Below are 10,436 nucleotides of genomic sequence, written 5' to 3' on the forward strand. Positions count from 1 at the left end.
TCGGCCCGCCGCCGAGGTTTAGTCGCAGGCTCTGACTGCCGATCCGTTCACCAGGAGAAGGACACCCGGCGGGGACCCGATCTGACCATCTTTTGGCCAGATGCTTGGCCCGGTTTCCGTCGGTGCCGCACAGTAGCCTCGGATTCGGGGGCAACAACGTCCCCCAAGGGGATCGCGGTCCCCACTCCAAGCGTATCGCGAGGCACCGACAGTGCATCGGTGCTTCAGAAGCCGTCGATCGCGAGGTGAGCTGACCATGAGGGTGCCACTGCCAGCTGTCCATCCGCAGGTAGCCGCGGCGTGACTAGATTGCAGAGCGTGAGTGAGCCGGAGTCCCCGAAGCCGAACCGGGGCTTCATCGAGAGCGTGCGCGACATCAGCCGCAACCCGGAGCCGGCCCGCGTCGGCCAGCGCTGGGGGTTCGGCGCCTTCATCCTGGTGGAGGCCGTCTTCATCCTGAGCGCCGTGTTCATCACGGCCGTCGGAAAAACCCTCGGCGCGGACCTCGAGAACTCGACCTCGCTCGTGCTGATCGGGTCGCTCGTGCCGATCATCCTCGCGGCCGGTCTCGCCATCGTCATCACCTACGTCCGCGGCAACGGCCCGGTCGTGGACCTGCGCCTGAGCATGACCAAGGAGGACGTCACCACCGGGCTCAAGATCGGCCTCGGCGGTCTCGTCCTCACCCTGCTCGCGGCCAAGCTCTGGGCGAGCGTCGTCGGCGAGGCGAACGCCACGAGTGCGGTCGGCGAGCTGTTCAGCGACGCCAACCTGCCGCTGTCGGCCGCCATCACGATGTTCCTCTACATGAGCTTCATCGGGCCGATCTGCGAGGAGATCATCTTCCGCGGCCTGCTCTGGGGCGCCGTCGAACGCCAGGGCTGGAGCAGGTGGGCCGCGTTCGTGCTCACCACGGTGATCTTCGCGGTCAGCCACCTCGAACCCCACCGCACTTGGCTGCTGCTCGTGATCGCCATCCCCATCGGCATCGCCCGCCTGATCACCCGCCGGCTCGGGGCGAGCATCGTGGTGCACGTGATGAACAACTTCCTGCCCGGCCTCACCCTCCTCCTCATGTCCGCCGGGGTCATGTGATGGACCTGAACAGCGACCTCGGCGAGGGCTTCGGCATCTGGAAGCTCGGCGACGACGCAGCGCTGCTGGGCATCATCACCAGCGCGAACGTCGCGTGCGGCTTCCACGCGGGCGACCCGTCGACCATGCGCAAGGTGTGCGAGGAAGCCGCGAAGAACGGCGTCAGGATCGGCGCCCAGGTCTCCTACCGCGACCTGGCCGGGTTCGGCCGCAGGTTCATCGACGCCGATCCGACGGAGCTCGCCGACGAGGTCCTGTACCAAATCGGCGCGCTCGACGCGTGCGCACGAGCAGCAGGCACCGAGGTCGTCTACGTGAAGCCGCACGGCGCGCTCTACAACGCCACGGTGCATCACGAGAAGCAGGCGGAAGCCGTGGTCAACGGTGTCAAAGCCTTCAAGGACCTGCCCATCCTCGGCCTGCCGGGCTCCGAGCTGCTCAAGAAGGCGAACCAAGCCGGGCTGCGGCCGGTCCAGGAAGCGTTCGCCGACCGCGGCTACACCCCGCACGGCACGCTGGTCCCGCGCAGCGAGCCGAACGCCCTGCTCACGAACACCGCGCAGATCATCGAGCGCGCTCAGAGACTGCAGGACGGCGAGATCGTCGCGGTCGACGGCACGATCATCAAGACCAGCGCCGAGTCGCTGTGCGTGCACGGCGACACACCGGGCGCGGTCGAGCACGCACGGGCCGTCAAGGACGCGCTCGGGACCGTCACGGCGTTCGTGTAGAGCCCCGATTCGGATCCACCGGCCCCCATCTGGCACAATCGCTGGTTGTTCCGCCGTGGTCGGCCCCTCTGCCCGAGCCGCGGCTGTGCGAACCACCAACACAGAGTTCAAGGAGTACCAGGCCCGTGGCCGTCAAGATCAAGCTTCAGCGTCTCGGCAAGATCCGTCAGCCGTACTACCGCATCGTGGTCGCCGACGCGCGCACCCGTCGCGACGGCAAGGCGATCGAGACGATCGGCAAGTACCACCCCAAGGAAGAGCCGTCGTTCATCGCGGTCGACTCCGAGCGCGCGCAGTACTGGCTGGGTGTCGGCGCGCAGCCGACCGAGTCGGTGCAGCGTCTCCTCGAGATCACCGGTGACTGGCAGAAGTTCAAGGGCCTGCCGGGCGCCGAGGGCACCCTCCGCGTCAAGGAGCCGAAGACCTCCAAGGCCGACCTGTTCGCCGCCGCTCTGGCCGCCGCGAACGAGGAGCCGATGACCGAGGCCACCACGCCGAAGGCGAAGAAGGCCCGCAAGGCCGACGACGCTCCGAAGGCTGACGCCGAGGCGACCAAGGACGAGGCGTGAGTTTGTTGGCTGACGCCCTCGAACACCTCGTTCGCGGCATCGTCGACCACCCGGACGACGTCCGGGTGAACCTCGTGACGACCCGCCGCGGCCGCACCCTCGAGGTCCACGTCCACCCGGACGACCTCGGCAAGGTGATCGGTCGTGGCGGTCGCACCGCGACGGCTCTGCGCACCGTGATGGCCGGTATCGGCGGTCGTGGTGTGCGGGTCGACGTCGTCGACACCGACCGCTGAGCGAAGTTCAAGGGCAAATGGACGTCGTTGTCGGCCGTGTGGCCAAGGCGCACGGGATCACCGGCGAACTCGCCGTTGACGTGCGCACTGATTCACCCGAAATGCGGTTCGCGCTTGGGGCAACGCTCCAGGCCAAGCTGCGTGACGGCACGTCCCGAAGCCTCACCGTGTCAGCCGCCCGGCCTCATGCCGGGCGGCTGCTCGTGCGTTTCGCCGAAGTCGTCACCCGCGACGTCGCGGAGTCGTTGCGCGGCACGTTGTTGCTGGGCAGCACCGACGACCTGCCGCCGACCGACGACCCGGACGAGTTCTACGACCACGAGCTCGAAGGGCTCACGGCCGAACTCGCCGACGGCACGAAGATCGGCACGGTCAAGGAGATCCTGCACGGCCCCGGTGGCGAGCTGCTCGTGATCATCCGTGATCGCGGGGAGGCGCTGATCCCGTTCGTGCGCGAGATCGTGCCCACTGTGGACGTTCGCGGCGGCCGCGTCGTCGTGACCCCGCCAGAGGGCCTGCTCGATGCAGATTGACGTCGTCACGATCTTCCCGGAGTACCTGGCGCCGCTGCGCGCCGCGTTGCTCGGGAAGGCGATCGACAAGGGCCTGATCAGCGTCGGTGTCCACGATCTGCGCGACTGGACGCAGGACGTGCACAAGGCCGTCGACGACAGCCCGTACGGCGGCGGTCCCGGCATGGTCATGAAGCCGGACATCTGGGGCCACGCGCTCGACGACGTGTGCACGGACGCGACGCGCCTCATCGTGCCGACGCCGGCCGGACGCCCGTTCACGCAGGCGCTCGCGCACGAGTACGCGTCCGAATCGCATCTCGTGTTCGCGTGCGGTCGCTACGAGGGCATCGACCAGCGTGTTGTCGATGACGCCGCACGGCGCGTGCGCGTCGACGAGGTGTCGATCGGCGATTACGTGCTGGTGGGCGGCGAAGTGGCCGTGCTCGCCATCGTGGAGGCGGTCGCGCGACTGCTGCCCGGCGTGCTCGGCAACCCGAAGTCGCACGCCGAGGACTCGTTCCAGGACGGGCTGCTCGAAGGCCCGAGCTACACGCGGCCGGAGGTGTGGCGGGAACTCGCCGTGCCGGACGTGCTGCGCTCGGGAAACCACAAGCTGATCAACCGCTGGCGGCGTGACCAATCGCTCGTCAGGACCTTTGAAAGGCGTCCTGACCTGCTGGAAGCGTTGCCGTCGGAAGCGTTCGACAAGCACGACCGGGCACTGCTCGCGCGCCTGCGCGAGGCCGGGGAGTAGCCCGATTTCATTCCGGAGTGCCTGGTCTGGCACACTGGACCAGTTGCCGCACCCGGTGTCATATCGGCGTGCGCACCAAGCCGAACCCCCATCATGTCGTGCACGGTCATGGAACATGCTCTGGGAAGTTCAAGACACGTGAGGAACCACCGATGAACATCCTGGACGCACTCGACGCCCAGTCGTTGCGCACTGACATCCCGAGCTTCCGCGCGGGTGACACGCTGAAGGTTCACGTCCGCGTCATCGAGGGCTCGCGCGAGCGCGTCCAGGTGTTCCAGGGCGTCGTGATCCGTCGCCAGGGTGGCGGCATCCGTGAGACCTTCACCGTCCGCAAGGTCTCGTTCGGTGTCGGCGTCGAGCGCACCTTCCCGGTGCACTCCCCGAACATCGCCGAGATCGAGGTCGCCATCCGCGGTGACGTGCGTCGCGCCAAGCTGTACTACCTGCGCGACCTGCGCGGCAAGGCTGCGAAGATCAAGGAGAAGCGCGAGGCCAAGCCGGTCTCCTGATCGGTGGCTTCGAGCCCAGAAGACTCGGAAGACGCCTCCGCACCGGACGAACCGGAGCGGGGGCGTACTCCTGTTCGCAGAGAAGTTCTCTACGTCGTCGTGACGGCCGTCGTGCTGACGGCGCTGATCCAGGCGTTCGTGGCGCGGGTCTACGTGATCCCCTCGGCGTCGATGGAAAACACCCTGCACGGTTGCACCGGCTGCGAGAACGACCGCGTGCTGGTCGACAAGCTCGCCTATCGGTTCGGTGACGTCGAACCGGGTGAGGTGGTCGTGTTCCGCGGCCCCGAGGCGTGGACCGCGCACGACTTCCGCGCCACTCCGTCCACGAATCCCGTTGCGCGCGTTGTGCAGAACGTCGGCTCGTTGCTGGGCATCTCGCCGGCGAACGAGCGCGACTTCGTGAAGCGCGTGATCGCGCTGCCGGGCCAGACGGTGATGTGCTGCGATGAGCAACACCGTGTCGTCGTGGACGGCAAACCGCTCGACGAGCCGTACATCCACTGGCAGCCGGGAACCTCGCCCGCGGACCACGAGCCGTTCGCACCCGTGCTCGTGCCGGCAGGGCGGTTGTTCGTGATGGGGGACAACCGGATGAACTCGACGGACTCGCGCAAACAGGGCGGCGGGGGCGTAGCGGGCACGATCCCGATCGAAAACGTCATCGGGAAGGCGCGCTACATCGTTTTCCCGAAAGATCGGTGGAGTGTTGTGTCGGATCACAACCCGCAGCCCCTAGGCTGATCTCGTGGTTGACGTCGATCCAGAGCACACCCCGTCCAGCGACGAGCCGACTTCGGACGCTTCGGATGGACCTTCGAAGAAGAAGAAGAAAAAGGGCAACTTCTGGAAGGAACTGCCGGTCCTCATCCTGGTCGCGTTCGGCCTCGCGATCGGCATCCAGATCTTCCTCGGCCGTGTCTACATGATCCCGTCGGAGTCGATGGAAGCGACGCTGCACGGGTGCACCGAGTGCTACGGCGACCGGGTGCTGGTGGACAAGGTCACCTACCGCTTCACCGAGCCGTCGCCGGGCGACGTGATCGTGTTCCGCGGGCCGCCGTCGTGGCAGAACGACTTCATCACCGACGAGCCGGGCAACCCGATCTCGCAGGGGTTGTCGTGGCTCGGGTCGCTGATCGGTCTGCCCTCGGCGAACGAGGAGGACTTCGTCAAGCGCGTGATCGCCGTCGGCGGGCAGACCGTGAAGTGCTGCGACGAGCAGAACCGCGTGACGGTGGACGGCAAGCCTCTCGACGAGCCGTACAAGCACTACGACGAGGGTTCCGAGGCCGTGCAGGAGTCGTTCGAGGAGCTCAAGATCCCGGACGGGATGCTGTTCGTGCTCGGCGACAACCGCAACCACTCGTGCGACTCGCGGTGCCAGGGTCAGGGCGGCCTGAACGGGCTCGTGCCGGTCGACGACGTGATCGGCAAGGCGCGCGTGATCGTGCTGCCTCCGTCGAGGTGGGGCGGGGTGACGGACCACAACCCGCAGGCCGTTTCGATGGGTGCGCCGGGCTGGCAGGAGAACGTCCTCCTGGGCGTGGGTATCGTCGCTGCGTGGCCGCTTCTGCTGCTGGGACGTCGAGTGCGAGACCGATTCCGCCGATGACGATGCTGTTGCCGCCCCGCGCGGTCGTGCGGGGCTCGTCGGGGAACTGGGCGTTGCAGGGCACGCTGGAGCGGCGTGGGCTGGGCCCGGTCGCCGGCGTGGACGAGGCGGGCCGCGGGCCGTGCGCCGGGCCGTTGGTGATCGCGGCGTGTGTCCTTCGACCGGGTGATGCTGCGCGGTTCGAAGGCCTGAACGACTCGAAGCTGATGACGGCTTCTGCCCGCGACCGGATGTACGACCTGGTGCTGAAGCGTGCCGTGGATCACTCCGTGGTCGTCGTGTCGCCCGCCGAGATCGACTGGCTGGGCATCCACGTGATGAACCTCGAGGGCATGCGGCGCGCTGTTGCGCGGATGGCGACGCATCCTGGGTACGTGCTGACGGACGGTTTCAAGGTGCCGGGGATGCCCGCGCCGAGCGTCGCGGTGATCAAGGGCGACCAGGCGGCGGCGTGCGTGGCGGCGGCATCCGTGCTGGCCAAGGTCACGCGGGACCGGATCATGGCCGATCTGCACCAGCGTTATCCGCAGTACGGCTTCAACGAGCACAAGGGCTACTGCACGCCGGACCACACGGCGGCGTTGATGGAACACGGCCCGTGTGCGGAGCATCGCTGGTCGTATGTAAATGTGGCAGCGGCGGCGTCGAAGCACGGTCTCGCCGCGCCGCACAGGGTGGCGCGCGGTACGACCGCGACCGCCGTGGTCCAGAATGATGCAACCCCGGCTGACGCCGGGGAGCTCGCGACGAGTGAGGGCGCGGAGCAGATGACCCGCGCGGAGGCGTAATGAGTGCAGAGGATCTCGAGAAGTACGAGACCGAGATGGAGCTGTCGCTGTACAAGGAGTACCGCGACATCGTCAGCCAGTTCTCGTTCGTCGTGGAGACCGAACGGCGTTTCTACCTGGCCAACTCGGTGGACGTGCAGGTGCGCAACGCCGACGGCGAGGTGTACTTCGAGGTGCGCATGTCGGACGCGTGGGTGTGGGACATGTACCGCCCCGCCCGGTTCGTCAAGAACGTTCGTGTCATCACGTTCAAGGACGTGAACGTGGAGGAGCTGGACAAGCCGGACCTGCGCCTGCCGGAAAGCGGGCCGTTCCCGACGTAGTGGTTTCCGGGGTGCCGGTGGCGTTGGGGGCCACTAGCACACCCCACCGACAATTCGGCCGTTCCAACATCGACAACGGCCGAGTTGTCCACAGCCGCTGAGTTGTCCACAGATTCCCCTCAGCCCGGCCACCCACCCCGCCCCACCCTGCAAGGTCGTACCCAACGACCCGCAGGGAGGCGAGGACAGTGGTGGCACAGGCACTGGTCGAAACCAGGCAGCAGGAGCTGGGCAGGCAGGGCGAGGACCTGGCGTGCGCGTACCTGGAGGGGCAGGGCCTCGTCGTCCTGTCCCGCAACTGGACGTGCCGTGACGGCGAGCTCGACGTCGTGGCCGTTGAGGGCGACCGCCTGGTCGTCTGCGAGGTCAAGACCCGGTCCGGCCCGGTGTGGGGCCGCCCGGACGAGGCCGTCGACCAGCGCAAGCTCTCCCGCCTGCGGCGAACGGCCCTGCGCTGGCTCGCCAAGCACGGTGTGGGCTGGTGCCCGGTCCGCGTCGACCTGATCTCGGTCACCTGGCCGCCAGGTGGCTCCCCGCACCTGCAACATCTGCGGGGGGCCTGACGTGGGCCTCGCACAGGCGTGGTCGGTCGCCCTCTACGGCGTGGACGGCCTTGCGGTCGAGATCGAGGCCGACGTGGGGGTGGGCCAGCCCCGCACCCACCTCCTCGGCCTGCCCGACGCGTCCTTGCACGAGTCGAAGGAGCGCGTCAAAGCCGCCGTCCGCAACAGCGAGGAGGAGTGGCCGAAGCAGCGCATCGTGCTCGGCCTCTCGCCGGCCAACCTCCCCAAGGGCGGTTCGAGCTACGACCTGGCCATAGCCTGCGCCACTCTGGCCGCGGCAGGTTCCGTGCCGCCCGACCGCCTCGCCACCACGGTCCTGCTGGGCGAACTGGCCCTGGACGGCCGAGTGCGCCCGGTTCGCGGCGTCCTGCCCGCGCTGCTGGCCGCTCGCCGGGCCGGCCTGCGCAGCGCGATCGTCCCGGTGGACGCCCTGCCCGAGGCGGGCCTGGTGGACGGCATGACGGTGCTGGGCGCGCTGACGCTTTCCGAAGTCCTGGCCTGGCTCCGCGCCGAGAGCGCAGATCTCCAGCCGCCCCCGGAAGCCGCGTCGTCCCCGGCGCCGGACGTCCCGGACCTGGCCGACGTGGTGGGCCAGCCGGAAGCCCGCTGGGCTCTGGAAGTCGCGGCCGCGGGTGCCCACCACCTCCTGCTGACCGGCCCTCCCGGCACCGGCAAGACGATGCTGGCCGAACGCCTGCCGGGCCTGCTCCCACCCCTGACGCGAGAAGACGCCCTGGCGGTCACCGCGGTCCATTCGGTGGCGGGCACGCTCTCGTCCGACTGCCCGCTGGTGGCCGTCCCACCGTTCGTCGACGTCCACCACACCACGTCCATCGCGGCCCTGATCGGCGGCGGCAGCGGCATGGCCAAACCGGGCGCCGCCTCCCGAGCCCACAAGGGCGTCCTCTTCCTCGACGAGGCGTGCGAGTTCGGCCAGAAGACGATCGACACCCTCCGCACGGCCCTGGAGTCCGGCGAGGTCCGCATCCCGCGCCGCGACGGCATAGCCCGCTACCCGGCCCGCTTCCAACTCATCCTCGCCACCAACCCGTGCCCGTGCGCGCCGCCCAAGGAAGTCGACTGCACCTGCACCGCCACAGTCCGCCGCCGCTACCAGGCCCGCCTCTCCGGCCCTCTGCTGGACCGCGTGGACCTCCGAGTCCGAATGCGCGCCACCACCGCCATGACCAACGCCGACGCCCGCCCACCCGAACCCACCGCCATCGTCCGCGAACGGGTCCTCAAAGCCCGCTCCCGAGCCGCCACCCGCTGGTCCGCCCACGGCCACACCTGGCCCACCAACGCCCAGGTCCCCGGCCCGGCCCTGCGCCGCGAGTTCGCCCTCCCACGCCAATCCACGACCCTCCTGGACCGCGCCCTGGCCACCGGCGCCCTGACCGGCCGAGGCGCCGACCGCTGCCTCCGAGTCGCTTGGACCCTCGCCGACCTGGCCGAGTCCGACCGCCCCACAGCCGACCACGTGGCCGCCGCCCTCCAGTTCCGAGAACGCCGCCAAACCTGACCCCGCCGGTCCAGCCACCGCGCGCTCAACCCGTCCCCCGGCGTCTGAACGCCGCCGCCTCACCCAAAGTTCGCCGCCCCGACCACCACAGCGCCACCCACCTACCCCGCGACCCCGAGCCCGTTCTCAGCCCTGGTCCGCCAACACGACACCACGCCCCATCCGCCGCGGTGCTGCCCGGACGACCACAGGCACCAACCCACTGCCCCCAGACAGCCGGTCGCGGAGCAATCGAGCCCCTGCTCCGCGCCCGGCCCCGGTAGAGCGGGCCGCCCGCCCACCCCCAGCGGGAGTCCCGCTCACCCACCCATTCCCACCACAGCACGCGCACCCGCCGTCGCCCGCCACCTGCCCGCCCACTCGCATGACGCGTACCTGGCGTCGCCCCGAGACCCGCACCACCACCCCCCAATGCCGCCGGGCGCGGAGTCCCACTCCCACTCCGCGCCCGGCACCTGCCCTCTGGCCAGGCCACCTGCCCTCTGGCCAGGCCACCTGCCCTCTGACCAGGCGACCCGCTCTCTGGCTAGACCGCCCACCCTCTGGCTAGACCGCCCACCCTCTGACGAGGCGACCCGCTCTCTGGCCAGGCGACCCGCTCTCTGGCTAGACCGCCCGCTCTCTGGCTAGACCGCCCGCCGTCTGACGAGGCCACCCACGCCCTGGCCAGGCCACCCATGCCCTGGCCAGGCCACCCATGCCCTGGCCAGGCCACCCATGCCCTGGCCAGGCCACCCATGCCCTGGCCAGGCCACTCACCCCCTGACCTGGCATCCGCCCTGATCCACGCCCACGCCTGACCCGCCACCCGACCTGACTCCCCGCCCTCTGATGAGGCATCCACCCGCCCCGACCACGCATCCACCCGATCCGGCGCCGCGCCTTGATCAGGCATCTACAACTGACCAGGAGATCACCTCTGATCGTGCGGCCACCTGCATCCGGCAGCTAGTCCTTCGACCTGGCGTCCACACCCGTGACTGGGGCCTGACCCGACCTGGCGCCACCCCTGACCCGCACACACCTCGGTGCAGCTTTCGAGCCACCGGGCGCTGAGCCTCCTGCCTCGGCTCGCGTCCGGCTACTGGGCGGGGCGCGCGCCCCAAACCCGGCGAGCGGGGGGGGGGGCCCCCGCCCCCCCCCCCCCCAAAAAAAAAAAAAAAAAAACAAAAAAAAACAAAAAAAAAAAAAAAAACACAAAACACCGAAAGAG

The 10,436-nt window shown here is 68.9% G+C and carries 12 protein-coding genes and 1 pseudogene; all 13 read left to right on the top strand.

All coding sequences use genetic code 11. From position 1 onward, the window contains the following. Positions 1-318 precede the first annotated feature (318 nt). The 13 genes and pseudogenes from ABZX92_RS32580 (at position 319) to ABZX92_RS32640 (ending at position 9,223) form a co-directional block, all read left to right on the top strand. The gene (locus ABZX92_RS32580; RefSeq protein WP_355567868.1) at positions 319-1,095 is read left to right on the top strand and encodes a CPBP family intramembrane glutamic endopeptidase; all 777 of its coding nucleotides are present in this window, start codon (positions 319-321) and stop codon (positions 1,093-1,095) included. Next, positions 1,095-1,826, top strand: a complete 732-nt coding sequence (locus tag ABZX92_RS32585) for a 5-oxoprolinase subunit PxpA (protein WP_355567871.1) — start codon at positions 1,095-1,097, stop codon at positions 1,824-1,826. The genes ABZX92_RS32580 and ABZX92_RS32585 overlap by 1 nt, the downstream gene beginning before the upstream one ends. Before the next feature lie 125 nt (positions 1,827-1,951). Then, positions 1,952-2,395 (top strand): 30S ribosomal protein S16, encoded by a 444-nt coding sequence (gene rpsP / locus ABZX92_RS32590; protein ID WP_355567874.1) that lies wholly within the window; start codon positions 1,952-1,954, stop codon positions 2,393-2,395. Then, the gene (locus ABZX92_RS32595; protein ID WP_030468017.1) at positions 2,392-2,631 is read left to right on the top strand and encodes an RNA-binding protein; all 240 of its coding nucleotides are present in this window, start codon (positions 2,392-2,394) and stop codon (positions 2,629-2,631) included. Before rpsP ends, ABZX92_RS32595 begins: the two co-directional genes overlap by 4 nt. A 17-nt stretch (positions 2,632-2,648) precedes the next feature. Further along, positions 2,649-3,164, top strand: a complete 516-nt coding sequence (gene rimM / locus ABZX92_RS32600; RefSeq protein WP_355567877.1) for a ribosome maturation factor RimM — start codon at positions 2,649-2,651, stop codon at positions 3,162-3,164. Beyond that, on the top strand, positions 3,154-3,900 hold the full coding sequence (gene trmD / locus ABZX92_RS32605) for a tRNA (guanosine(37)-N1)-methyltransferase TrmD (RefSeq protein WP_355567879.1): 747 nt from the start codon (positions 3,154-3,156) through the stop codon (positions 3,898-3,900). Before rimM ends, trmD begins: the two co-directional genes overlap by 11 nt. A 152-nt stretch (positions 3,901-4,052) precedes the next feature. Next, positions 4,053-4,412 (top strand): 50S ribosomal protein L19, encoded by a 360-nt coding sequence (gene rplS / locus ABZX92_RS32610; protein ID WP_355567882.1) that lies wholly within the window; start codon positions 4,053-4,055, stop codon positions 4,410-4,412. A gap of 3 nt (positions 4,413-4,415) precedes the next feature. After that, positions 4,416-5,144: pseudogene (gene lepB, locus ABZX92_RS32615) on the top strand (signal peptidase I); the annotation flags it as partial. A gap of 16 nt (positions 5,145-5,160) precedes the next feature. Continuing rightward, positions 5,161-6,027, top strand: coding sequence for a signal peptidase I (lepB, locus tag ABZX92_RS32620; protein WP_355567885.1), 867 nt, complete (start codon positions 5,161-5,163; stop codon positions 6,025-6,027). Then, positions 6,024-6,815, top strand: coding sequence for a ribonuclease HII (locus tag ABZX92_RS32625; protein WP_355567888.1), 792 nt, complete (start codon positions 6,024-6,026; stop codon positions 6,813-6,815). The genes lepB (ABZX92_RS32620) and ABZX92_RS32625 overlap by 4 nt, the downstream gene beginning before the upstream one ends. After that, complete coding sequence (locus ABZX92_RS32630; protein ID WP_030468024.1) at positions 6,815-7,138, top strand: DUF2469 domain-containing protein; 324 nt, start codon at positions 6,815-6,817, stop codon at positions 7,136-7,138. Before ABZX92_RS32625 ends, ABZX92_RS32630 begins: the two co-directional genes overlap by 1 nt. A gap of 191 nt (positions 7,139-7,329) precedes the next feature. Continuing rightward, complete coding sequence (locus tag ABZX92_RS32635) at positions 7,330-7,701, top strand: YraN family protein (protein ID WP_355567891.1); 372 nt, start codon at positions 7,330-7,332, stop codon at positions 7,699-7,701. Position 7,702: 1 nt separating this feature from the next. Continuing rightward, positions 7,703-9,223 carry a YifB family Mg chelatase-like AAA ATPase gene (locus ABZX92_RS32640; protein WP_355567894.1) on the top strand — a complete coding sequence of 507 codons (1,521 nt, stop codon included), beginning with the start codon at positions 7,703-7,705 and terminating at the stop codon, positions 9,221-9,223. Positions 9,224-10,436 lie beyond the last annotated feature (1,213 nt).

This window comes from Lentzea sp. NPDC006480, assembly GCF_040611995.1.
Classification (GTDB): Bacteria; Actinomycetota; Actinomycetes; order Mycobacteriales; family Pseudonocardiaceae; genus Lentzea.

Bases quoted from the DNA above. Each gene is read 5' to 3' on its own strand.
- ABZX92_RS32585 (WP_355567871.1), top strand. From the start codon at position 1,095: ATGGACCTGAACAGCGACCTCGGCGAGGGCTTCGGCATCTGGAAGCTC.
- rimM (WP_355567877.1), top strand. From the start codon at position 2,649: ATGGACGTCGTTGTCGGCCGTGTGGCCAAGGCGCACGGGATCACCGGC.
- trmD (WP_355567879.1), top strand. From the start codon at position 3,154: ATGCAGATTGACGTCGTCACGATCTTCCCGGAGTACCTGGCGCCGCTG.
- rplS (WP_355567882.1), top strand. From the start codon at position 4,053: ATGAACATCCTGGACGCACTCGACGCCCAGTCGTTGCGCACTGACATC.
- ABZX92_RS32625 (WP_355567888.1), top strand. From the start codon at position 6,024: ATGACGATGCTGTTGCCGCCCCGCGCGGTCGTGCGGGGCTCGTCGGGG.
- ABZX92_RS32630 (WP_030468024.1), top strand. From the start codon at position 6,815: ATGAGTGCAGAGGATCTCGAGAAGTACGAGACCGAGATGGAGCTGTCG.